General features: G+C 43.1%; 16 protein-coding genes. 5 read left to right on the top strand and 11 right to left on the bottom strand.

The window, feature by feature from the left end:
• Positions 1 to 25 precede the first annotated feature (25 nt).
• The 4 genes from NH462_RS01835 to dinG are packed head-to-tail and all read right to left on the bottom strand — an operon-like array spanning position 26 to position 4,378.
• Positions 26 to 931, bottom strand: coding sequence for a histone deacetylase (locus NH462_RS01835; protein WP_010375801.1), 906 nt, complete (start codon positions 929 to 931; stop codon positions 26 to 28).
• Entirely contained in the window at positions 931 to 1,530 is a 600-nt protein-coding gene (locus tag NH462_RS01830) for a primosomal replication protein (RefSeq protein ID WP_039496840.1), read from the bottom strand. Before NH462_RS01830 ends, NH462_RS01835 begins: the two co-directional genes overlap by 1 nt.
• Positions 1,527 to 2,306 (bottom strand): TSUP family transporter, encoded by a 780-nt coding sequence (locus tag NH462_RS01825; protein ID WP_010375797.1) that lies wholly within the window; start codon positions 2,304 to 2,306, stop codon positions 1,527 to 1,529. The genes NH462_RS01830 and NH462_RS01825 overlap by 4 nt, the downstream gene beginning before the upstream one ends.
• 2 nt (positions 2,307 to 2,308) lie before the next feature.
• Complete coding sequence (gene dinG / locus NH462_RS01820) at positions 2,309 to 4,378, bottom strand: ATP-dependent DNA helicase DinG (RefSeq protein ID WP_099029414.1); 2,070 nt, start codon at positions 4,376 to 4,378, stop codon at positions 2,309 to 2,311.
• 167 nt (positions 4,379 to 4,545) lie between these two features.
• On the opposite strand from dinG, the gene NH462_RS01815 reads away from it, so the two are divergent.
• From NH462_RS01815 to NH462_RS01805, 3 genes are all read left to right on the top strand, one after another.
• Positions 4,546 to 6,882, top strand: coding sequence for a DNA polymerase II (locus NH462_RS01815; protein ID WP_253103448.1), 2,337 nt, complete (start codon positions 4,546 to 4,548; stop codon positions 6,880 to 6,882).
• A gap of 380 nt (positions 6,883 to 7,262) precedes the next feature.
• Positions 7,263 to 10,130 carry a TonB-dependent receptor gene (locus NH462_RS01810; protein ID WP_010378868.1) on the top strand — a complete coding sequence of 956 codons (2,868 nt, stop codon included), beginning with the start codon at positions 7,263 to 7,265 and terminating at the stop codon, positions 10,128 to 10,130.
• A 497-nt stretch (positions 10,131 to 10,627) separates the two neighbouring features.
• Positions 10,628 to 13,552, top strand: a complete 2,925-nt coding sequence (locus NH462_RS01805) for a TonB-dependent receptor (RefSeq protein ID WP_253103447.1) — start codon at positions 10,628 to 10,630, stop codon at positions 13,550 to 13,552.
• Positions 13,553 to 13,661: 109 nt separating this feature from the next.
• On the opposite strand, the gene NH462_RS01800 is transcribed toward NH462_RS01805, so the two are convergent.
• The gene (locus tag NH462_RS01800) at positions 13,662 to 15,998 is read right to left on the bottom strand and encodes a helicase-related protein (protein WP_010378874.1); all 2,337 of its coding nucleotides are present in this window, start codon (positions 15,996 to 15,998) and stop codon (positions 13,662 to 13,664) included.
• 303 nt (positions 15,999 to 16,301) lie between these two features.
• On the opposite strand from NH462_RS01800, the gene NH462_RS01795 reads away from it, so the two are divergent.
• A complete protein-coding gene (locus tag NH462_RS01795) occupies positions 16,302 to 17,126 on the top strand; it encodes a M90 family metallopeptidase (RefSeq protein ID WP_010378876.1) in 825 nt (274 codons plus the stop codon).
• 73 nt (positions 17,127 to 17,199) lie between these two features.
• On the opposite strand, the gene NH462_RS01790 is transcribed toward NH462_RS01795, so the two are convergent.
• From NH462_RS01790 to NH462_RS01765, 6 genes are all read right to left on the bottom strand, one after another.
• Positions 17,200 to 19,023: a DEAD/DEAH box helicase gene (locus NH462_RS01790; protein ID WP_019647600.1), complete on the bottom strand. Its 1,824-nt coding sequence runs from the start codon at positions 19,021 to 19,023 to the stop codon at positions 17,200 to 17,202.
• A 129-nt stretch (positions 19,024 to 19,152) separates the two neighbouring features.
• On the bottom strand, positions 19,153 to 19,416 hold the full coding sequence (locus tag NH462_RS01785; RefSeq protein WP_010378880.1) for a GrxA family glutaredoxin: 264 nt from the start codon (positions 19,414 to 19,416) through the stop codon (positions 19,153 to 19,155).
• A 94-nt stretch (positions 19,417 to 19,510) separates the two neighbouring features.
• Positions 19,511 to 19,789, bottom strand: coding sequence for a peptidylprolyl isomerase (locus NH462_RS01780; protein WP_010378882.1), 279 nt, complete (start codon positions 19,787 to 19,789; stop codon positions 19,511 to 19,513).
• Between the two features lie 60 nt (positions 19,790 to 19,849).
• Positions 19,850 to 21,913: a TonB-dependent receptor gene (locus NH462_RS01775; RefSeq protein ID WP_253103445.1), complete on the bottom strand. Its 2,064-nt coding sequence runs from the start codon at positions 21,911 to 21,913 to the stop codon at positions 19,850 to 19,852.
• 109 nt (positions 21,914 to 22,022) lie between these two features.
• Positions 22,023 to 22,505 (bottom strand): TlpA disulfide reductase family protein, encoded by a 483-nt coding sequence (locus tag NH462_RS01770; protein WP_253103443.1) that lies wholly within the window; start codon positions 22,503 to 22,505, stop codon positions 22,023 to 22,025.
• Positions 22,506 to 22,588: 83 nt separating this feature from the next.
• Positions 22,589 to 24,310: a lysophospholipid acyltransferase family protein gene (locus NH462_RS01765; RefSeq protein WP_253103442.1), complete on the bottom strand. Its 1,722-nt coding sequence runs from the start codon at positions 24,308 to 24,310 to the stop codon at positions 22,589 to 22,591.
• 116 nt (positions 24,311 to 24,426) lie between these two features.
• Between NH462_RS01765 and NH462_RS01760 the strand changes: the two genes are divergently transcribed.
• Positions 24,427 to 25,353 (top strand): glyoxylate/hydroxypyruvate reductase A, encoded by a 927-nt coding sequence (locus NH462_RS01760; protein ID WP_253103440.1) that lies wholly within the window; start codon positions 24,427 to 24,429, stop codon positions 25,351 to 25,353.
• The last annotated feature ends 41 nt before the right edge of the window (positions 25,354 to 25,394 follow it).

Below are 25,394 nucleotides of genomic sequence, written 5' to 3'. Positions count from 1 at the left end.
AGCCTCCTGCACATTCCTTTTAAGTTTATATCATAATAGCGGGGTTATCGAACAAAGCCAAAAAGGTTTGTTGATGTATATCTACAAGACGATCAACGTCGCGCTGATAGCCCCCACCAAGAGCAAAAGCTAACGGAATATTGAGGTGATGAGCATACTCAAAAACAATCGAATCTCGAGCCCTAACGCCTTGCTTTGAAACACTAAAGTGTCCTAGTTCATCACCTTGATACACATCTGCGCCGGCGTTATAGAGTATGATGTCTGGCTGGTATAATCGAACCGCCAGTTGTAAGGCTTCGCGGACGGTTGCCACATATTGTGCGTCCTGTGTATTCACAGGTAAGGCAAAGTCCAAATCGGATTGCGGTTTAACGCGAGGAAAGTTACTTTCACAGTGGATGGAGCAGGTAATGATATCGTCTCTATCTGCAACGATCGTTGCCGTGCCATCGCCTTGATGCACGTCACAATCAAAAATAAGCACTCGCTCAACCCGTTGATGGGCAATGAGCGTTGCTGCGACCACTGCCCAATCATTAAATATGCAAAAGCCGCTGCCAAAATCGCGATGTGCGTGATGATAGCCGCCGCTTAAGTTTGCTCCAAATCCATATTCGAGCGCAGACTGTGCTGCTGTTAAACCGCCACCTAGAGAAATCAAAGTGCGCTGCACGAGTTGCTCACTCCAAGGAAAGCCCATTTTCTTAATTGCTTTTTCGCTCAACGTGCCGTTTAGAAAGGCATCAACGTAATTACTGTCGTGGCAAAGTTGCAGTGCATCAGCTGTGATTTTTTGCTCGGGCTCTTTGATAAATTTAGCAAATTTACTGGCGTTTATTCGTTGGTATAATTTTTTATACTTGCTGATAGGGAAGCGATGCTTTTCAGGTAGATTTAGCTCGCTATAAATAGGGTGGTAGTAAAGCATTAACGGCTCTGACTTTTCTCAACTTCTTGAATTTTTTGCTCGGTGGCGGAAATAGCCTTTCTGCAGCGGCCAAGGCGGGCATGAAGGGCTAATATTTCGGCATTGAGTTTGGCAGCCTGAGTGGGATCTGCTTTGTCCATCTGTAGTCTTCTGAGATCAATCATTTCTTGCAGTCGACGCTCAAATTCATGATTTTGCGACAGTTCCTGATATAACTCATGGGACGACTGCATAATCTTCTGCACTGCTTTCTTATACACTTTGGCTTTTTTTGGTGTATTTAGTTTGTTTTCTTTCGCCCAGACCGGGGTTGATTTTAACACCTTCAACACGGCTTCCATTTGCGAGCCTATCCGCTCGATGGCAAATGTAAAGGCGTGACGTTGTTCACTTGGCGGCAGGTGAGACATTGCTTCTGCTATTTCTTCAACATAGTCGCTGAGCTTTAAGCTTTTAGTTCGAAATACACGGGCATCAAATAAGCTGGGCTGTGCTTGCATATAACGATTCTTATCAAACCATTTCGCAGAGTCAAATTGCGCTGCTTGTTGCTTTAAGCGGCTGACTTGTTGCTCAAGCTTGATAAGTCCTGTACTCACGAGAAATAAGCCTCAAAAATGAGCTTGCCCGCAAGTACAATAACCACAGTGTTAAAGAGTGGTTTGATCAGTTTGTTACCAAACTTAATCGCAGAATGCGCGCCAAGCCAAGCACCAAACATTAAAAAGGCGCCCATGGTGACACCAAGCATAAAGTTAACATGGCCCAAGGCTACAAAGGTGATAAGCGAAATAAAGTTGGAAACAAAGTTCATTGAACGAGCAAGACCACAGTTTAAAAGTAAGCTCATTTTATAGAGCATACTGTTAGACGCAGTCCAAAACGTGCCAGTACCAGGCCCTGCCATACCATCAAAAAATCCCAACGATAAACCTTGCACCCATTGCTTGATTTTGAGTGCTCGATTCGCTTCAGGCAAAGTATGGGAATCTGTAGGGCTTAGTCTACCGACTAAGCTATAAATTGCGACAGCGATGATAATAACGGGGATAAGTTTATTTAAAAACTCGATACTGAGAAAGTCGACAAGCAATGTGCCCAATACAGCACCTATCGCAGTGGCAATAATAGAGCCAATCCAAAAGCTAGGTTTGAATAACTGCTTTTTGTAGTAGGTAAAGCTCGCGGTTAAAGAGCCAAAACTCGCGGCAAGCTTGTTGGTACCTAAGGTTAAGTGCGGAGGAAGGCCTGCAGTAAGCAAAGCTGGTACGGTAAGCAGCCCACCACCACCTGCAATTGCATCAATAAATCCAGCAGCCAGTGCGACTAAGCAAAGTAACCCCCAAGTTGTGGGATCTAAAGCGAGTTCAAACATTATTAATCAATTTGCCTTTTGTATGGTGGCAGAGTATCAAGCATGGCTTTGCCATAACGTTTTGTAACTAAACGTCTATCTAAGATGGTGATACGGCCGGAGTCTGATTCTTTACGCAGCAGTCTACCACAGCTTTGCACTAATTTCTTTGCAGCATCGGGTACAGTGATAGATAAAAATGGATTCCCCCCTTTACTTTGCACGAATTCCGCTTGGGCTTCTTCAATAGGGGACGTTGGCACGGCAAAAGGGATCTTAGTCACCACGAGGTTTTCTAAGTATTTTCCGGGTAAATCTAGCCCCTCGGATAAGCTTTGTGTACCAAATAAGATACTGCCGCGACCTAAGTCGATATTTGCTTTGTGACGAGTGAGTAGGGCGTCACGGGAAAGCTCACCCTGCACCAAAATATTGAGATTTTTACCTCTTAATTTTTCTACCACATGGTTCATTTGCCAATAAGAAGCAAACAGTACAAGGTTGGCCTTACTGGTGTCTAAGTAGGTTGGCAGGGCATCCGCTAAATAATCGCTAAAGGCTTTATCCGTTGGATCTGTTTGGGTTTTTGGCAAATGCAATGTTGCTTGATTGGGATAATCAAACGGAGAATCAGCCTTGATATATTTAACACCAGGCTCTTTTGCCAACCCGCTTTCGTGGGCGAAATGATCGAATGTGCCTAAAGCGCTGAGGGTTGCGGAGCAGAGCACCGCGCCTGCACACTCTCGCCAGAGGTTATCTTTCAAATAATAGCCGACTTCGATCGGGCAATCGCAAAGTAAATGGTCGTGATGGTGTTTGTATTCTAAGCGTTTTATCCACCTCGCATGTGGCACGCTGTCGCCTTTTCGCGCATAGCTAAACCAGAGTTTGTTGAGTTGCTCAAGCCGATTGATATATTGACCGCTTTCAACCAATAACGGGTCGGCTAAAAAAGCTTGCACATCGCCGTCTGAAACATCGCCCGATAGTGCATCATGCATCTTGGTAAGGCAACGCAGTGCATCTTGCGTGGCATCTGCGATATCTTTTGCTTTTACGGTGAGGGCTTCAGGTACTTCGCCATGACTAAAGCGGTAGGTATCGTCATCGTTATAGGTAAAGTCGCTCTGATCGAGTATATCCCTTACCGCTCTGAGATATTTCGCAGCGTCATTGGCTGCATCATTCAGTTTGAAATTCTGCCCAATGGCTTTTTGCGAAACCACAGTGTTTGCCATCTTTCCGCTAAACTTAAGTAGCTTTTCAAGCCACTCGATAGTGCCTTTAATCGTCGCCGCAGCAGAAGAAAAATCTCTGGTAATATGAGGCAGGTGGTGCGCTTCATCAATTACGTAAAATGTTTCTTCTGGTTCCGGTAATATCGTTCCGCCACCTAGTTCTAAGTCGGCCAGTAACAAAGCGTGATTAATCACTAGCACATCCATTTGTGCAATCTTTTGTCGAGCCAAATGAAAAGGGCATAAGTGATGAGATTTTAATTGCCGTTGGCAGGCGTGTTTATCACAAGCGATAACATTCCAAACTTTATCTGGAATTGTGTCTTCCCAGCTATCTCTGTCACCTTGCCAGCGCTTTTCCTGGTATGCAAGTGCTAACTCTCTCAAGCACTTTTGCTCCATTTGAGAAAGCGGACTGCTGGTTGTCGGCATCATCGACATTTGCATCTCATCATCACTGACAGCAGCCATCAGTTTTTGTACACAGATGTAGCGTTGACGGCCTTTTACGAGGTCAAATTTAAAGTCTATGCCTGAATGTTCTTTTAAAAATGGCAACTCTTTGTTGATCAGCTGTTCTTGTAAAGCGACGGTTGCAGTTGAAATGACGAGTTTCTTTTTACTTGAGAGTGCAACAGGAAGCGCGCCGAGTAGATAGGCTAAAGATTTTCCGGTGCCTGTTCCTGCTTCAATCACGCAAATACGTTGAGTGCGGTGATAATCACCTGAAAGTGTTTTTGCAATTTCGGCGACCAGATAATTTTGACTCGGACGAGGACGAAAGCCATCTAAAGCGGAGGCGACATTTTGATGTGCTTGGCGGATGGTTTTTTTTAGTTTGTCTGAGAGCATAATCTATTTAGCCTAGAGTTCTGATATGAAGCAAGCCTACCACTTGAGTCTCGATTTTTAGTTAATCACTGCGTTAATGGGTAGGTTTTATTCTGTTTGTGACTTTATGTTCAATAAACAGGTGGATATAATTACAGTGATTCGTCTATTTTAGGGTGGTATTGGAGTTGGCACAAGCGATATATCAGGGCTTTGTTTTATCGAGACAGCAGATGCAGGTAAATGGCCAACTGCGCTTGTGTTATTGGCTCAAATCGCAACATCAGTTACTCAAGGTGTGGGTAGAGGATGAGCAGCCACTTTTTTTCATTAAACAAGATAAAAAAACGGAAGTAGAGCTGCTGCTAAGTCGCGCTCAGTTGCAGTTTAGCATCTTGCCAAGTCAACTAAAGCACTTCGATCAAGCCCCTGTTGGTGTTGTGAAATTTCGTACTTTGAATCACTTCTATGAGGCAAAACAGCTACTTGAAAATAAAGTCGCATTATATGAAGAAGATATTCGCCATTCCGACCGCTATTTAATGGAGCGCTTTATTCGCGGAGCCGCTTGGGTCAAAGGTAAAGCCATGCAAAAGTCAGGCTACATCGAAATTACTCAGGCGCAATTTAAAGCTTGTGATGATTATAGGCCACACCTTGAAATGCTCTCTATCGATATAGAATGTAACGGCGAGGGGGTCTTGTTTTCGGTGGGCTTAGTGACCGATACGGAAAAGCTGGTGATTATGATAGGTGAGGCACAGCATGCTGCCGTCAATGTCGTTTGGGTTGAAGATGAAATTGCGTTATTAGAAGAGCTAGTAACACAAGTGAATCGTTTAGACCCAGATGTGTTAATTGGGTGGAACGTGATTGAGTTCGATGCCGCAATACTTGTGGAACGCGCACAGGCTAACGGCGTTGCACTTGCGATAGGACGAGATGGCGGAGCGATGTCGACCTTCAAAGGTAACTATACCCGGGTATTTATTCCGGGGAGAGTGATGCTAGATGGCATCGATATGATGAAAAATGCGACCTATCATTTTGAAACATTTAAACTGAGCTTTGTAGCTGAGAAGATTTTGGGTACTTCCAAGCTTATCGCACAGGATGACAGGCTTGAGGAAATCATCAGGCAGTTTCATCATGATAAACCGGCGCTCGCAGCTTACAACTTACAAGATTGTCAATTGGTGCTCGACATTTTTAGTAAACTTAACTTGCTTGACTTTGCTCTCGCTCGAACTCAGTTGACGGGACTGGAACTCGAGAAAATGGGCGGCTCAGTCGCTGCGTTTACTAACTTGTATTTACCGTTACTGCACCGTAGTGGTTACATTGCACCAAATTTATCTGAGCATGGCATTAACTTTGACAGTCCCGGCGGTTATGTCATGGACTCAAAGCCGGGCCTCTACCAAAATATTTTGGTACTCGATTTCAAAAGCCTCTACCCCTCAATTATTCGCACTTTTTGTATTGATCCGATGGGGTTAATAGAAGGATTACAGCATCCTGAACATGCCATAGATGGCTTTAATAAAGGTAAATTTAGTCGCACGGAACATCATTTACCGGGTTTAGTCGCAGCGCTTTCCAGCGCACGTGAACAAGCTAAATTAGACAAAGACATGATGCTCTCGCAGGCGATAAAAATCATCATGAACAGTTTGTACGGCGTACTTGGGTCTAAGGGGTGTCGGTTTTACGACCCTCGTCTTGCGAGCTCGATAACGATGCGCGGTCATCAGATTATGCAGCAAACGCGAACCTGGATTGAACAGCTTGGATATGAAGTGATCTACGGCGATACCGACTCAACTTTCGTCTGTTTACCTGAGCCTTTGAGTAGCGAAGCGTGCCAAACAATCGGCAAGCAGTTGATGATGGAAATCAACGAGCGCTGGCGCGCACTGCTGATGGACAGCTTTGGCCTTCACAGCCATTTAGAAATAGAGTTTGAAACACATTATAGCCCTTTCTTTATGCCCACCATTCGTGGCCAAGAAGTCGGCTCTAAAAAGCGATATGTTGGGCAGATCACCGAGCTTGGTAAGCAAAAGCTGGTTTTTAAAGGAATGGAGACCGTGCGTAGTGATTGGACGGAAATTGCAAAGGAATATCAACAAGCAATTATTCGCGCGCTGTTTGATGGGCTCGACACCGTTGAGATCACCCACCAATACATAAATGAGATTTTCGCTGGAAAAGTAGACGAAAAACTCGTTTATAAAAAGAAGCTTGGTAAGTCTGTTGAACTATATACAAAAAATATCCCTCCCCAAGTAAAAGCGGCGAAACAGGCTATTGAAGATGGATTGTTGCAAACCGCCAAAAAGGGGGCACAAATACCGTACTATTTAAGTACCGATGGACCCAAGTTTGCGCAGCAAGGCAAGCTCGTAGATATTGATTATTATCAATACGTTGAAAAGCAAATTCTGCCTATATATCAGATGCTTCCCAATGCTTCTAAGCTATCAATTCGCTCAGATGGGCAGCAAAGTTTCGATTTGCTTTAATTGAGATCGTGCTATCAAACTTTCTGCGTCCTCCACTCTTAAAATTAATTAGTCAGTTAAATACACTAAAATAAAGTTCCCTTTTTGTTAACTAAAACTCCCTCCTTTGCTCGTTTATTGCTCTATTGTTTCGTTTTTGAGGATTTTTCGATTTTGATTTCAATTGAAAGTATATTTTATTCTTTTAATTCAGCTTGTTGTGGTTTGTTTTTGTTGTGCCTTAAATTGGTAATTGCAAAAAACAGTATAATTAACCTTGATCATTGGTCTGGAGTTTGTTTAATATCTTGCCCCTAATGTTGCTATTTTAGAAATTAACAAGGCAACAAAATAATAATTAATACAAGCTGTTTACAATAAAACAATCCAGGGTGATTCACATGCTAAACAATAAGTTAACTAAGGCGGTTCGCTTAGCGATCGCGTTTGGTGGCGCTAGCGCTGCCGTGTTTGCAACCAATGCAGTTGCTGAAGAAGAAGGCGCGAAAAGCGTTGAGCGCATTGAAGTTACAGGTTCTCGCTTAAAACGCACTGACCTTGAATCTACTGCTCCAATCACAGTTATCGGCGGCGAAGCGCTAGGCGATATGGGTATCAGCAACGTTGGTGAATTTGTTCAATCAAACCCAGTTATGTCTGGATCGCCAGCAACAACAACGCGTAACAACGGCGGTAGTGGTGGTGTATTCGTAGAACTACGTGGTCTAGGTTCAGAGCGTACGCTAGTACTTATCAACGGTCGTAAGCCTGTAAGCTCAGACTTCCAGAATATTCCTGCTGCAATGATCGACCGTATCGAAATTCTAAAAGATGGTGCTTCGGTTGCATATGGTTCTTCAGCAATGGCTGGTGTTGTAAACATCATCACCAAAAAAGAACTTACTGGTGTTGAAGTTAAAGCAACAACGTCTTGGTATGACATGTTTAGTGGTGGTAAAGAGCAAAGCTTCCAACTAGTTGGTGGTAAAGAGTTCGATGCAGGCCATATCACAGTAGGTTTCGATTATACCAAGCAGGATCCAATCTATCAGGGTGATGTGAAAGACGTTAACTTCTTCCAGTATCCTTGGCAGGTGCTTTCAGAAGAAGGTGCTAAGAGTTTTTACGAGAACGGTTTAATCCCAGATGGTGACAATGCGAACGTATTCATTTTAGGTTCGGGTTCTACTCCTTGTGGTAATTTCTACGTTGAAGGTAAAGGTAACTTTACTAACGATAAATGCCCAAGTGGTGGCGACGGTAAGCCTTCTCTAAGTGACATGCGTCCATTTGTCGGCGGTGGTGAAGTAAACGATACTTACAACTACAACCCAGTAAACTTAATGCAAACACCTTTTGAAGTGATTAACTTCTTTGTTGATACTTCATTTGAATTAAACGATGACCTTGTTGTATATACAGAAACACGCATCAATAAGCGTACTTCAAAACAGGAACTTGCGGCTGTACCTTTCGACACAGCCTATGATCCAGGCTATGTAGTTACTCTTTCAAATGGTTCGACGGCTAACGGTGTATCAGCTGATAACTACTACAACCCATTCGGTGAAGATGTTTATCGCTCTCGTCGTCGTATGCTTGAAGGTGGTCGTTACTTTGAACAAGATTATGTACGTTTCCAACAAGTTGCAGGTCTAAAGGGCGCAATTAACGACAACTGGCAGTTCGATGCTTACTACAACTATGGTGCAAATAGCCTTCAAGATACTGACTTTGGTCAGCTTTACGGCCCACACCTAGCAAAAGCTTTAGGTCCATCATTCAAAGATGACGCTGGCAATGTGGTATGTGGTACGCCTGACGCACCTATTTCTGATTGTGTATCGTTAAATGTATTTGGTGGCCCTGGTACTGTGACTCAAGAGATGCTTGATTACATTACTGCACCACTAGGCGATCACTACAATGATTCATTCCACCAAGTTCGTGTAGACGTGTTTGGTGAGCTATTTGAAGTTCCAGCAGGGTATGTTTCAAGTGCATTTGGCCTTGAGTATTACACCACTGAGTTTGAACAAGTAAATGATTCCGGTAAGTTCTTTGATTCAGTGACTGGTAACACCAGCAAGCCACTAACAGGTCTATCTAAGAACTACACAGCTGCATCAGCAGAGTTCTTAATCCCATTAGTGCGTGATTTAGGTGTTGAATCCGCAGATTTGACGCTAGGTGCACGCTATGACGACTTTAGCACAACGGGTTCAAACTTCTCTTGGATGGCTAAAATTGAGTCAAACATTTTTGATGGCTTAAAGTTCCGTGCAAACTATTCCGAAGTATATCGTGAACCAACACTAAGCGATTTGTATTCGCCAGAGCTTGATTCATTTGAAAGCGCTTCAGATCCGTGTTCTGCGGCAAACATTGGTGGTTTATCTGCAGCGGGTCAGGCTAAATGTCTTGAAATGGGTGCTCCAGCTGGCGGCCACAACAGTGCTGATGCGCAAGTTCGTACACGTTTAGGCGGCAACACAGGTGTTCAATCTGAAGAAGGTGAAACATTCACTATCGGTTTTGTTTGGGCTCCTGACTTTGTTGAAAACTTAGGTATTACTATTGATTATTGGGATATCAACATTGACGGTAAAATTGGTTCTCTAGCAACTGATGATATTCTGCAGGGTTGTTATGCCGGTCTTATCGAAGATATGTGTGCAAAAATCTCACGTGGCTTTGATGGCTCAGTTGACCGTGTAGACAGTCGTACAACAAACTTACAAAGCATGACTGCTCGTGGTATCGACCTTGATGTGAACTATTCATTTGACACAGACTTCGGTGCATTTGTAGCTAGCGTATCATGGACTCACTTCCTAGAGCGTGGCGAAGAAAACTTTGATGGTGAAACGGGTACATTTATTGTTGAAGATTTAGTTGGTAGGTTTGAAGATGATACATCTTACTTTGAAGACAAAATCTTATTCAATTTACGTTATGACCTAGACAACCTACGTGTTGTGTGGGCTGCAAACTACCAGTCTGGTCTTGAGTACGGTGATCTAACTTACATTAAGCGTGATAACTATGATTCATTAGCAGGTTTAGTTGCTAAAGTTGATTCGTACGTGTACCACGATTTAACGGCACAATACTCATTTGATACAAACACAACGGTGCAAGCAGGTATTCGCAACCTAACAGACGAACTACCTCCTTATATCGAAACAGCGTTCAACGCGAACACTGACGAAAGTAACTTCAAGCTATTCGGACGTCAGTTCTTCTTAGGTATAACTCAGAAGTTCTAACCGAAATTTAGCAATTTTGACCCAAATCGGCCTCTGTTGAGGTCGATTTTTTAATTTCCCACTCGAGCTTGCCTCTTCTTGTAGTAACCCCACCCAATTTATAACAAATTCTTTGATGCGTGTTTATTTTATTGTAGATATGAATTTTCTATGTTTATCGAATGTTATTCATTACCGTGTGTAAATGTAGTGTTTGTGCTTTTATTGTTGCGTGAAGTGTGCTTTTTTGCGATGAATTACAAAAGTGATAAAAAAAGTGAACTTATTTTTATATTTATAACACCATGAAAACAAAAGGGAAAAGTGGGATTTAATGTTAAAATTATGCCTTTTTGGGTTTATTTTATGAAATGATTGTTGACCCTATGTTGGTACTAAAAGTAGTATAACCATCGATACGATAACTTAACCAACTCTGAAAATGATATCTAAGTGTGTTTAAGGTGTTGTTTTTAAATAGGTTTTTTTATACATAAAAATAAAATCAGGGATCAATCATGTTGAATAATAAAGTAAGCAAAGCTGTTCGTTTAGCAATCGCTTTCGGTGCAGCTGCTACCGCTGCAGTAGCAAGTTCATCTGCGCTAGCTGAAGAAAATTCAGAAGCAGGTGTAGAGCGCATTCAAGTAACAGGTTCAAAAATCAAGCGTCAAGGCTTAACATCTCCAACACCTGTGACAGTAATTACAGGCGAGCAATTAGTTGCTCAAGGTATTACAAACGTAAATGACCTTTTACGCGACTTACCTGCTGGTGAAGTTGGTAACTCTCCAGAAACAACAACAAATACTATTTATGCGAGTGGTTTGAACACTTATAACCTTCGTAACCTAGGGTCTAGCCGTACACTAGTTTTGGTTGATGGCCGTCGTTTTGTTGGCTCAGGTCCGACAAATAATGCCGTTGATTTAAATAACATTCCAGCGTCAATGATCGACAGAATTGAAGTAACAACTGGTGGTGCATCTGCTGTATATGGTGCAGATGCTGTTGCAGGTGTTGTTAACATCGTTACTAAGAATTCTTTCGATGGTGTTAAAGTTCAATTAGATACGCGTCGTCCACAACAATCTGGTGGTGAGCGTGATAGTATCTCAATTACTGGTGGCTACGAGGGAAGCGATTTCAGCTTTATCTCTACACTAGAATACAACGACGCAAAATCGCTAGCTAAGATGGATCGTGATTTCTTCAGAACGCCTGTAGAAACATTTAGAAATCCAGCAAATAAGACAGATACAGACTTCATTCCACGTATGCTTTCTCACGAACGTCGTGAAGGTTATGCACTATATGCAAGTCAAGGTAACTTCTTACTAGGCCCATTTAATGCTGATACGATTGATAACCGTAACTACACATTCGATTCAAATGGCAACATTAGAAGCTTTGACTATGGCGAAGGACGTTTACCTGACTTTGATCCAGCAAACCCAGTATTAAACTACGTCGAGACAGATGAAAACCCTGGTGATGGTATTCGTCACGGTTATCGTGAATTCTTTAATACGCCGTTGGAGCGCATCACTTTTGGTACAAACTTCGAGTACCGCTTTGCTGATGAGCATAGACTAACTGCTGGTGTTTTCTACGGTAAGTCAGAGTCAGCAACTGAGTCAACACCATCATTCCACAGACATACTATTCGTCGTGACAATGCTTATATGAAGCAAGATATGAAAGACTTGCTTGATAACTATGAGAATGCAGATGGTGAAGTTAGCCCTGTTTCAAGTGTAACACTTTACCAAATGTCAGATAAGCTAGGTAACCGTGAGTTTACGCAAGACCGTGAGTCATTGAACTTCAGTATTGGTGTTGACGGTTTAATTACTGATGATTGGGCTTACAATGCCTATGTTCAATATGGTAAAAACGAAAACGAATCAGTTTGGAAAGGTGAAGTTTATACTCAAAACCTAACTAACGCTGTTGACGCTGTGCTTCTTGACGGCAATGTTGTTTGTGCGGACAGAGATGCAGATGGCAATGTTGTTGGTGCTTTAGCTGGTTGTACTCCATTGAATGTAATGAACATTCAGGATCTGACTGCAGAACAAGCAAGCTACATTCTTACTGAAGCGTCAAACGTACGTAGCGCTGAAATGTACTCTGCAGGTGTGACTGTTGATGGTGTTGTATACGAGTTACCAGCAGGTCCACTTTCAACTGCAATCTCTTTAGAGCGTAGAAAGAACGAATCTGAAGCGACTCCTAGTGAAAATATGCAAGCGGGTACGATCTTTAACAATTCAAGTCAGCCTTTTAAAGCAGACATTTCTGTGACTGAAGCATCGGTAGAATTCTCTATCCCACTAATTACAGATATGGATTACATCCAGGACCTGACTTTCGAAACAGCGTATCGTTACATGGATTATTCTGTAACTGGTAGTGATAATGCTTGGAAATTAGGTTTAAACTACACTGTGAATGATGAATTATCATTCCGTGCTACACGCTCTAAATCTGTACGTGCTCCAGACTTAGGTCAGTTGTTTACAAATAAGTCAACAACTTATGGTACAAGGTTTGACGTATGTACCGCAGAGTCAATTAGCAGCTCAACATCTCGTTATATCAATAACATTAAGAAAAACTGTGCAGCTGATGGCGTACCAGTAGACTTCCAGCCTTCGCAAGAGTGGAGAACTGGTGGTTCACTGAGAGGTTACATTGATGGTAACCCAGATTTAGAAAACGAAGTGTCTCAAGATTTAACGGTTGGTTTTGCTTATTCACCGAGCCAGCTTGAAGGTTTTGATATCACCTTAGATTATTGGGAGTTTGAGATCTCTGGTGCGTTAGCAACTTTCGACGAAGAAGTAATTGAACTTTGCTATGAATCAGAATCACTTGATAATCCGTTCTGCCCTAACGTTATTCGTGACCCAAATACTCACGAAATCACAGAGTTCTATCAAAGAACACTGAATGCTGCAGTAATCAACAGAAAAGGTATTGATTTTGAATCTCAATATCGCTTTGATGCATTAGGTGGTGAGATCGTTACTGGACTTACAGCGACTTATAATATTTTATCTGATGAAAATACAACTGGTCGTTTAGAAGACTATCGTATTTACACAGGTGAAGTTGATACACCTCGCGTGAAGGGGCGACTAAACATTAAATATCAGGCTGATACTTATTTCGTAGGTGCAACAGTTAACTACCGCTCTGCTACTGTAAATGATCGTAATGACTGGACGCCAGAAACAAATAATTATAACGATGTGTCTTCGTATACTCGAGTTGAAGTGCGTGCTGGTGTTGATATTACTGAAGATTTCACAGTAACGGCTCGTGTTAAGAACTTGTTTGACGTTAAGCCTCCAAGAACTCCTGATACATATGATGATGGTGAATTCTTTGACATCTACGGACGTACTTTGTCTTTAAGTGCTTCTTACACGTTCTAACTTGAGATGCTCTAGAACTAGAGCATCAGGTTAGTACTGAGAACAAAACAAAGCGCCTAGTGTAACTCTAGGCGCTTTTCATTTTCATTAGAATCAATACACGGCTTTTCTAACTTACATCGACCACTTTACTCGCTTTACGGTAGCGTATTTTGAAGCCACTCCAGGCTGGCAGTTCCCACCTCTTTGGTGCCTCTTTCCTTGTACCGCTGATATAAGTAATTTCGATTCTTTTCCCTTTAAAGTTATAGCTTACTTCCATAGTCAGCTCTGGAATTGACCAGGTTAGCGGGAACTTTTCAACAAATGGTGTTAACTTCCACGTTTCAACTTCATTGAATAGCAAGTCTTGTTCGCTGATTAGCTCTACATCGTCATAGCTTTCTATACCAAGCGCCGTTAGCTTCTCACTTAAAAACGAGTCGAGTGTGGGCACAAGTTCACTGCATTCGTAGAATTGATAGAATAATGCAGTCTGCTCAATACTGGCTTCTACTTGCTTGGCCAAACCTGAAAACAGCGTATTATTTTGGATAAGAAATACTAAGGCATAAACAACATCCTTGGGGTTATCAAGGCGCTTAGTTTGTTGGCCTAAAACCTCGTCACTGTAATGTGTAATAAACTCACCCCAAAGCTCATCATTATCAATATAGGCTGAGCGTAATGTTTGGCTGCCGAGGCCCATTTCAAGTAATTGCTTTTTCGTTAGTAGCGCATTACACATCGCGAGTGTCTTGGCTTGCTTGATACCTTTACTTGCGAGTGAAAAAGTATCTAATACCAGTAATGCTTCTGCCTGTTCCGGTACGCGAGTATGGTTTGAAGGTATGACTTCAGCTAAGCCATTATTAAAACCATTACGACGGTTTTGCTTATTGATATAAACCCAATGTGGCATTAGCTTAGCTAACTCAATGACCAGTTTGTCATGATCAAAACTGGCTGCTTTATCCAAAGGAGGTAGTGCAAATGCTTCACGCAATTGCGTGCTAAATTGCTGTGCTTCTGTGAGCGCCTCAGGCGTAATATCAATTAATTCTTCAGTTTGTCCTCTCACCACCGCGATAGCGATTTCTATATCTGAGCCTCGAGTAAATCGGTTATTTAATCTTGTTAAGCGCTCCACATCATTCGGTAGCTGGTAGACTCGTGCTGGTACAGACAGTAGCGAAATTAGGTCAATAGCCGCTTGGCGTAGCGTGTTTGAGGTCAGTTTATGGATCACATAACCAAACTCAAAATCGACGGGCAGCGGGTACAGCAGCTTGCCAAACGGAGTTGCTATATTTTGTTCATCAATGGCTTCTAATGTAATTAGCTGTTGTTTAGCTTTATTTAGTGAGCTTTCTGGGAGTGGGTCGATAAAATCAATAGACGAGACGCCTGTTGTTGCACAGCCCGCCGCAAGCACGAGTTCTGCCAATGATTCTCTTTGGATCTCAGGCGGGGTGCTGTCTATCAAAGGCGCATACTGGCCATATAACCGGATACATAGTCCCGGTTGCGTGCGTCCTGCACGTCCTAGACGTTGCTTTGCCGAATCTCTTGCAATCGCATCTAAGCCTAATACGGTTTTTCCAAGGCGTAAATGAGTACGACGCTCAAGCCCTGAGTCAATCACGCAAGTGACATTGGGAATAGTGAGCGAGGTTTCGGCAACATTGGTTGCGAGAATAATTCGACGTGTACTTTGTGCGGTTAATACAATGCGCTGAGCTTCTGGACTGCAGCCACTATATAAACCAACGATAGTCGCTGGCAGCGTTTTTACTTTAGCTAAGCTTGCTTGGATCTCGGCCTTGCCAGGTAAAAAGACTAAAATATCGCCTTGGCAATGTTCCAATGCGTATTGGCAAGCTGCAAAAACGCGAGTATCGAGTTGCTCTTTCTGGGGCATAGTTCTTGGATCAGAGGCGTGAAAACACTCTTCAACGGGGTAAATGAACCCTTCTGACTCTAAGATCGGGGCGTCTAAATAAGAGGCTAATTTTTGGCTGTTTAACGTCGCCGAGGTAACAATTAGTTTGTGTGATTGAGCCTGCCTTAAGAGCGCTAATAATAAGTCCATGTCCCAGCGTCTTTCATGAAACTCATCCAACATAACGGCGCTGAATTCTGCAAGTTTGCTCTCAAAAAACCATCTTAGTGCTACACCAGGCGTCACATAAACTACCTGAGTGTCTGGTGAAAACTTCCCCTCAAACCGAATAGCAAAGCCCACCTTTTCACCAAGCGGTGAGCCACTTTGAGCCGCAACATATTCAGCTAAAGAGGTACAAGCAATACGCCGAGGCTCAATGACTAATACTCTGCCATGTTGTGAGGCCCAAAGCGGAAGTTGGGTCGATTTGCCTGAGCCTGTTGTGGCACATACCACAATCGCATTTTGTTCGTTTAGTGTTTGAGTAAACTGAGGCTGTAAAGATTCAATGGGTAAAGACATAGCAGTTCATTTGCATTTTTTCGCCATAGTACCAAAGTTTGCTTGAAAAAGTGGGAGTCAGTACCAATTAATATTTGATAGATTATTCAACCTGAACTCGGAATAGGAAGTTAGGGAACTGATATAAAATACGCTTTCTAACATTATTCAACTCTAGCCAGATGTTCTTTCGTAATACAAGGCAAATTTGAGCGTCAATAGCTAGCCTATTGCAAACAAATTTAACGCAGTAGTCAGGAATAACAACTGCTAGAGAACAAGTTATTATTCCTAGTTTAGGTTATTTTATAAAGGCCAAAAGCCATGATAGAAATATTGCTTATTGTCGGCCTTATTCTATTTGTTTCTCTGTATTGGAACTGGGAAAAAATTCAAAGACTGCAGTGGCAAAGGAAATACCGAGATCAAACACTTAGCGCGTCAGATAAGCAAGTATTGCTAAAATACATGCCTATCTATCGTAAGATGACAGATGCTGACCGCACACAGTTAGAAAAACATATTGTCTGGTTTCTTGGCGAGAAGCGGGTATTGGGTAGAGATGGGTTAACGGTGTCACGACCGATGACCTTAATTATTGCTGCAGATGCCTGTTTACTGGTTCTTAAGCAAGCTTGGCCACTCTATCCCAACGTCAAAGAAATATTACTGTATCCCAGTAGCTATTACGCGCCACAAACTGCTAGAGATGGTGCTGGTTTGGTTAGTTTTCACCAAACCGTTCGTCAAGGAGAGTCTTGGCCTGGAGGTACTTTAGTACTGAGTTGGCACGATGTACTTGAGGGAAATCGATTGCCTGAGGATGGTCACAACTTAGTATTTCATGAGTTCGCCCATCAACTTGACCAACAAACTGGTGCGACGAATGGAACGCCTGCGTTACCTGTAGGAATGAGTTACCAAGACTGGGGGAGGGTGCTATCAAAGGCCTACAAGCACTTAAAAATGCAGCTGTCTTACAATATGCCTCATGCTATTCATTCATACGGCGCAACAAACGAAGCGGAGTTTTTCGCCGTGGTCACAGAAACCTTTATTGAAAAGCCCCATGAACTCAAACAGGAAAACCCAGAGCTATATAATTTGTTAAAAGACTACTATCAGTTTGAACCAAGAGATTGGCAATAACATTAAAGCATAACTGACACTAGCTAAGATAAAAAAACCGCTCAATTGAGCGGTTTTTTCTTAAGAGCGTCGATTAAGAAAAGCTAATTTCTTTTCTTTCGCGCTTTTCTCTTCTTTGACCTTCAGGACGGCGTTTATCGCCACCGCCACTACGTGGGTCTTTAAAGCTACGCTTACGGTCTCTTTGCTCTTCGCCTCTGCCTTGACCTTGGTCAGCAGGGTGAGTGCTCTTAGTCATGTTCATAGGGCGTTGACAGATGTGAACGCTCTTGAAGTGGCTAAGTACATCACTTGGCATATTCTGCGGCAATTGAACCGTGCTGTGTTCATTGAACAGACGGATTTCACCGATGAACTTGCTTGAGATATCCGCTTCGTTTGCGATAGCACCAACGATGTTCTTAACCTGAACACCATGATCACGACCCACTTCGATGCGGTAAGTATCCATTGGACCTGATGCACGATCACGGCTACGAGATTTGCGTTCACCACGCTCGCCACGTTCACCACGGCTACCATCTCTTTCGCGACGCTCGCCACGACGGTCGTCACGTTCTCTACGCTCACGTTGTTGAATTTGAATATCTTCAACTTTCAGCGGCGTTTGCTGCTGTGCAAGACACAATAGCGCTGCTGCTAAGTCTTCTTGGCTCAGCTCTAGCTTTTGTGCAAGGCCTGATGCCACTTTTGAGAAGAACTCAATGTCTTTGTGCTCAAGCGCTGTAGAGATCTTAGTCTCTAATGCACCAATACGCTTTTCTTCAACGACTTTCGCACTTGGTAATTCAACCTGTGCAATATCAGAGCGCGTATGGCGCATGATGTTTTTAAGTAAATAACGCTCGTTGTTCTTCACGAACAAGATTGCTTTACCTTGACGACCAGCACGGCCGGTACGACCGATACGGTGAACATAAGCTTCACAGTCTTGTGGGATATCGTAGTTAACAACCAGGCTTAGACGCTCTACGTCAAGACCACGTGCCGCAACGTCAGTTGCGATAACGATATCTAGTAAGCCGCTCTTTAGACGGTCTACTGTGCGCTCACGCGCCTGCTGGTTCATGTCGCCGTTGAGCGGTGCAGCTGAGAAGCCTTCACGCTCTAGTAGCTCTGCAAGCTGAACAGTGTCATTACGTGTACGTACGAACACGATAGCACCGTCGTAATCTTCCGCTTCTAAGAAACGTACGATCGCTTTGTTTTTGTGTGCAGTTGCACGCCAGTAAACTTGCTCGATCGTAGATACTGTAGAGTTACGCGGTGTGATCTTAACTTGTTCAGCGTTGTCTAAATACTTATTACAGATTGATTGGATCTGCTTAGGCATAGTCGCAGAGAACAAACAAGTTTGCTTCTCTTCCGGTGTTTTCTCCATGATGCTTTCAACATCATCGATAAAGCCCATGCGTAGCATTTCATCTGCTTCATCAAGTACAAGTGCGTTTAGACCAGAAAGGTCAATCGTCTTGCGGTTGATGTGGTCAATCAAACGACCTGGTGTTGCCACAATAATTTGGGCACCACGGCGTAGAGCACTTAGCTGAATGCCGTAGCTTTGACCACCATAAAGCGCTAGTACTTCAACGCCTTTAGTATATTTAGCATATTGCTGAAATGCTTCAGCAACTTGAATAGCTAGCTCACGCGTTGGCGTAAGCACAAGAATTTGCGGTTGTTTAACGGATGCGTCTACTTGGTTTAACAATGGCAGTGCAAATGCTGCCGTTTTACCTGTACCCGTCTGCGCTAGTCCCAGTACGTCTTTTCTTTCTAGCAATAACGGTATACATTGAGCTTGGATCTCAGAAGGTGTTTTATATCCCAGCTCTTCGACTGCTTTTAAGATTGCAGGAGAAAGGTCTAAAGATTCAAACGTAACTGGTTCTGACATTAATGCGCCTCAACTATTTTAAAGAGGCGCGCATTGTACAGGAAAGATAAAATAAAAGCTTGCATAAAATCACACTATTTTATATGTGCCTGATATTGGTTAAAATTTAATCTATGTGATTTTGCTAATTTACTGGTAAAGGCCTAAATTTGCTTTTGCATAGGCTTCAAATTCAGTAAAGCCACCAATGTGATCTTGGTCGATAAAAATCTGTGGTACGGTAGGGCAAGGTTTACCCGCTGACTTTTCAAGATCGGCTTTGCTTACGCCTTCCTTGATAATGTCAACATAGCGAAAATTGAAGTCATCGCGCTCTTGCGTTAAACGCTCAGCCACTTCTTTTGCACGAACACAAAACGGGCAACCTTCACGACCAAAAATAACAGTAAACATATTCTTTTTCTCCTCTAAACGGTTAGCTTCAGTATAGAGGATTAATCATGAAGGTAAATTAAGTTAAAATGATGAGATTAATCCAAAAAAGCGATTAACTCCGATAGACGGTTTTGATCAAGTGGAAGCCGAACTTGGTTTTCACAGGGCCGTGCACTTCAAATAACGGCTTTTTGAATACCACATCGTCAAAGGCCTTCACCATATCCCCTTTATTGAACTCACCAAGGTCGCCACCGCGCTTTTTTGAAGGACATAGGGAATGTTGTTTAGCCAATTTGCCAAAGTCAGCACCTTTGGCTAGTTTTGCTTTGATGTCTAAACACTCTTTTTCGGTTTTTACTAAAATATGATAGGCGCACGCTTTAGGCATGAAGGGACTCTCATTATAAAAATAAATGCGATCATGCAGAGCTTGTGCGCCTATGGCAAGTTAAAATGTTACGCTGAAGCCAATAGAAGGACGCATTTCAAAGTCATCGCTTTCCTCTTCTATATATAAATCATTGATTGATTTGACCCTATCGTAGTCAAGGTCAACATAGGCAGTATTGTCTTGGCCATATGCATTCATTAGCTCCAAAATTAGCTTGCCATCGAGACCAAATAATTCTGTTTCGCGTTCAAAACGAATATCTAGGCGGTGATAAGTGTCAAAACGCTCTGAGAATGGGTCGCCATACACAGGCAAGTAGCGGTTCGCAAATTCAGGATTCTCTCTTACACCCACAATTGGGGTATAGGCTTGACCGCTGCGAGCGGTAAAGTTAAAGCCTCCAGACCACTTTTCGCCAAAGTCATAGTGAAACACGGCATTGAGAATAAAAGGGGTATCGGCATAATAGTCACGTTTAATGCCGGTTAGCTCATCCTCACGTTCACTTTTTGCAAGGCTTACAGCAACCCAACCATACCAGTCATCGGTTTTGTTTTTGTTAACAATAAAATCAACACCGTAGGCTGTACCGGAAGTCCCATTGATGTAGTTTACTTGAGATAAGGGGGCACTTTTTGGCAGGTCATCCATGGTTTTATAATAGGTCTCGACGGAATATGACCACTCATTTTCCAACTCCTGTTTAAAACCTAAGGTATAGTGAGTAGAACGCTGAGCTTCAAGTTCAGGGTTACCAACAACAGGTAAAATGTATTCAAGGTCTTGAATGCGGCTGTAAGTGCCAGCCTTGGCTGAGATCACTGTGTCATCGTTATAGAAGTAATTGAGCGCAAGGCGTGGATGAACAATCGTCTCATCACTGTAGTCATAATATTCACCCACTATTCCTAATTCACTTTGCCAGTTTGGTGAAAATTGCCAAACGTGGTTAACCCCAATAAAGGCGGAGTCTGTTCCAGCACTCGATGTGCCCTTAATCCTCTCACCTTTATTTAGGTCACAGTCGGGGTCAAACTCGGTACAAACATAATTAAAGGCGTCGTAGCGGTAGGTGGACTTTTTGTCGTAGTAGCCTGCATCTGCAATGACACGATGCTCTTTGTTTAGTTTATAACTGGCTCGTACTTTATAACTGAGTTGTTCTTCTTCAAAATTTTCAAAGTAGCCATCAGATAAAGTCGCGCGTTGACCGTAGCGCATAGTGGCTTGGTGGTTGAGATAACCGACGCCTGCGCGAATATGTAAGTCTTTGGCGTAGTGATCCCACAACATGTTCTGACTATTAAATTTACGAATATAGCGAGCATCGCCCTGATATTCTGGGGTTTTAAGGGCAAGATCTGACGCGCCTGAAAACCCAGCCGCAACCGAATCCTCCGCGCCATTGATATTTACCGTTAAGGTATTATTTGCATTGATATCCCACAGCCACTTGGCTTGGTAATCGTGATCATCCGGTGGATCGTTAATGGTGATCCCTGTTGGCTTGCCATCATCGTCCTCAAGCTCCTCGCCATCACTGAAAAACAGCGGTAGGGTACTTTTTCTTGCTGACACATAGAATGCAGAATTTTCAGTTGCTTTACCTTCAACAAAAATACCTGCGTTAAACATGGTTAAATCAAGTGTGGTGGCAATATCTTGGTATTTTGGATTACGCAGCGTGACGTCAAACACGGCACCAGTGGCATTGCTGTAACTGGTACCAAATCCGGCAGAATTCAGCTGAAAATCTTGAATTGTATTGCGGTTGAAAATAGAGCTGCCGAAATCGTGAAAGATATATCCTGCGGGCATAAAGTCCACTTCAAAGATATTGTCGTCAGGAGAGGAACCTCGCACGGCAGGTGCGCCCATAGAACCACCCGCGGCAACAACGCCAGGTAGAGCAAAAGCAGCCCTGAGCGGGTCGCCCATGGCTCCTGGCATGTCTACAAGTTTTTGCGCATCTTCGGTAATTTCTGAAATAACTGAGCTGCGTTTATAAATAACTTCGATGTGTTCAATTTTCTCCTCATCGGCTAATGCATGATTGCCAAGGGTAGTGCAGAGCACGAGGAGTGAAATTTTACTGAGCGTAAAGTGTGGGGCGTGGCGCATGGTCGGCTTCCTATTCATCCTTTGTTAAGATGTGCGTTAGCCTAAACGAAATAATTGTTGATTAATTTCAGAGAGTCGTAATTAACTGTAAGCGGTTTATTTAGGTTTCTTACAATCTCGCTCGGATCCCTATCTCGGATGAGTAACCAACAGAGCGCTCGGTTATTTTGAAGTCTTCATCAAGTACATAATAGGTAGGGTAAGCCTGCACTTTATACGCTTGTGCCGTGGTTTGATTGCCGAGTAATACGGGCATGTCTAATTGTAGATCGCTGACAAACTTTGTTACTTCTTCAGTGGAACGATAATCCAACGCAATCGCCACCGCTTTGACTTTGCCTTGTTGATGCAATTTATCAATATTCGGCATGCTCACTCGACATACGCCGCACCAAGGCGCAAAAAAATACACGATACTTTGTTGACCTTTAAGCTGAATAGAGGAATAAGTTTGCTTGGATTGTAAAATGGGTAGGTGAAATAGCGGCGCCGTTTGCTCTCCCGAGTCGGCAAGCATGTTTCTTTCTTGATAGGCTGAGACGGCGAAAAACACCAGCACAATGATGAAAGCTTGGCCAAATAGTTTGAGCATACAAATGATCCCGTGATAACAGTAAGCAACAATAAAGACCGCAGTGTAGCGATCTTTATTACAGCGGATCAATGTATTTGAGCTTAACCGTAGGGGTTATCGCCTAGGTAGCGCTTTGCTTTTTGTTCTTTTAATTTCGCTAAGTCAACGAGTACCAGACCATCGATACAGTTATTAAAGTCGGGATCTATACTAAAGCTCAGAAAGTTCACGCCTTGCTCTTCGCAAAGCTCCGTATATTGCTTAAATAATGTAGGGACTTGAGCACCCATATTAGCAAGAATATGTTTGAGCTCTGCGAAATCTTCTTTGATGTCATCGCCACTGAACATGTGTTGATAACGGTTAAGCTGATCATTACTTAGCTTCATTTCGTTGTTCGGCGTGGCGATACCAGCAAGGTTTGAAAAGTAATGTTGGTAGTGATACACCAACATGGCTTTTGCTTCATCCGGTAACGCGTTCGAGAGGCTGACTGCACCAAACATATAACGGTGCTCTGGGTAGCGCTTTACGAATGCACCGATCCCATACCATAGGTAATCTAGGCTCTTGCGACCCCAGTACTTGGGCTGCACAAAGCTGCGACCAAGTTCGAGGCCTTTTTCAAAGTATGGGGTCATGGTTTCACTGTACGAAAACAAGCTGTCGGTATAAAGCCCGGCTTGCCCGTGTTCTTCTATCACTTGCTTGGCACTTGCAAGGCGATAGGCACCCACCAGCTCAAGTTGTTTCGTGTCCCATAACAACAAATGGTGGTAGTGCATATCGTACTTATCGATATCACGACGATTACCACTTCCTTCTCCCACGGCCCTAAAGGCAATTTCTCTAAGGCGTCCAAGCTCTCTAAATATCACCGAGCTGCCGGTGTATTGGTAAACGTATATTTGCATGCCATCGGGTGTTTCACCGATACATTCGCACGCTTCCACTGCCTTTTTAAGTTCTTTGCGATTTTCTGGAACTGCAATAGGGGTTTGTGTTTTGAGTGGCAGTGGCTTTTTACTGGCAAGGCGATAAAGTTGTTTGCGAATAAGCGCGACTATCTCTTTGTCTTTAAGGTTATCAATAAGATAAGACTCTGGAGGAATGCTGGCGCCTATTTCAAATTCTAGCGACTTTTGCCTTTGTTTAAACATCTCTTTGACCAATAATAAACTGGCTAAAGGCTTATAAATCATACTGGTGCCGTAAAAGAGCGGACTGTTTTTCGCTTTGATAAAAATGGGTAGAATGGGGCAATTGGCTTTTTTAGCCATTCTTAAAAAGCCAGAGTTCCATTTGCAGTCTTTAATACCGGTTGGGCTTAAGCGAGAAACTTCACCAGCTGGGAAGATAAGTAGCGCTCCCTCAGACTTTAAATGCTTGTGAATGTTTGCCAGCTCTTGTTTTTTACTGGTTCCTGAGAGGTTATCAACAGGCAGTAATAGGGGATGCATTGGTGTAACCGACATCAACATCCGGTTAGCAACAACCTTTAAGTCAGGCCGTACTTGCGCCAGCACTTTGATTAGTGCCAGTGCATCTAAAGAGCCAATAGGGTGGTTTGCGACGATCACCACTGGACCTTCGCTTGGGATATGCTCTATTTGCTTTGGTTTAAAGCGAGCGTCAAAATCTAACTCATCGAGCACTTGTTCAACAAACTCGAGTCCTTGCAAATGAGGGTAGGTGTCAGCAAACGCGACAAACTCTTGCTCATGCAAGAGATAACCAAGCCCTTTTTTTACTAAACCTTTTACCTTTGGGGAGTTTTCAAGTTGTGGAAGATTTGCTTCAATGACTTTATCTACACTGATCATTTTTCATCACCTGTTGGCGCTTTTTTGCAAGAGTAAAAACTATTAATGACAAGCATGTTGCATTGGTATGTCATTTATTTTGCAGTGATAGCGTGTCGAGAGAATAAAGGAACAATATGGCTTTACTTATTTGTGTTACTGGTCGTAATAATGACAAGCTAGTTGCTAAGCTAGCAGCTCTGTTGCCGCAGCAAAGCTTGCTTGAATGGCCCGTTGATGATGTTAGCTTATTAAAGGAGGTCGAGTTTGTGCTGGCATGGAATGCGCCAGAGACGCTATGGTCAAAGCTTCCTAATTTAAAAGTAGTGCATTCCTACGGTGCCGGTGTTGATAGCATTCCGATGCAGCTGTTACCACCAGATGTAGAAGTTGCGCGTATCGTTGACCCAAATTTAGCGGATGATATGGCTGAATATGTATTAGGCCAACTATTAAGTCATAAGCTTAGAGTAAGAGAGTACGGCCACAATCAATCTCAGCAAATATGGAAGCCAAGGCGCGCAAGAGCAGGTCGCACTGTTGGTATTATGGGGATGGGGCAACTTGGCCTTGCGGTCGCGCATAAGCTACATGTAAATGGATTTAACATCAAAGGGTGGTCCGGCTCTGCAAAACAACTGGACAATATTGAGCACTTCAGTGGGCAAGATGAGCTAGCAGCTTTTCTTTCAGACATTGATTATCTTGTGTGCCTGCTACCATTGACTGAACATACCAAAGGGATATTGAACGCCCAGCTGTTTGCACTCGCGCCAGATCATTGCGTTCTCATTAATGTCGCAAGAGGTGGCCATCTGAACGAGGCGGATTTACTCAATGCGTTAGCGGCTGAGACGTTTGGCGGGGCTATTTTAGACGTATTTGATACAGAGCCACTCCCTGCATCACATGCCTTTTGGCAGCAGCCAAACATTAGTATTACTCCACATGTTGCCGCATTAACCAGTTTGAATACGGCAGCTCAGCAAATTGCTAACAACTATTTAGCGATGCAGGAGGGCAAAGCACTTGTTCATTTAGTTCATAAAAAGCAGGGTTACTAATTGATTAAATAGTTGTAATTAGCCACAGAGTAGGGTGTAAA

It is taken from the genome of Pseudoalteromonas sp. OANN1 (assembly GCF_024124685.1).
Classification (GTDB): Bacteria; Pseudomonadota; Gammaproteobacteria; order Enterobacterales; family Alteromonadaceae; genus Pseudoalteromonas; species Pseudoalteromonas piscicida.
The sequence above is the reverse complement of the archived record's forward strand: the minus strand, read 5'-3'. Positions and strand labels throughout refer to the sequence as shown.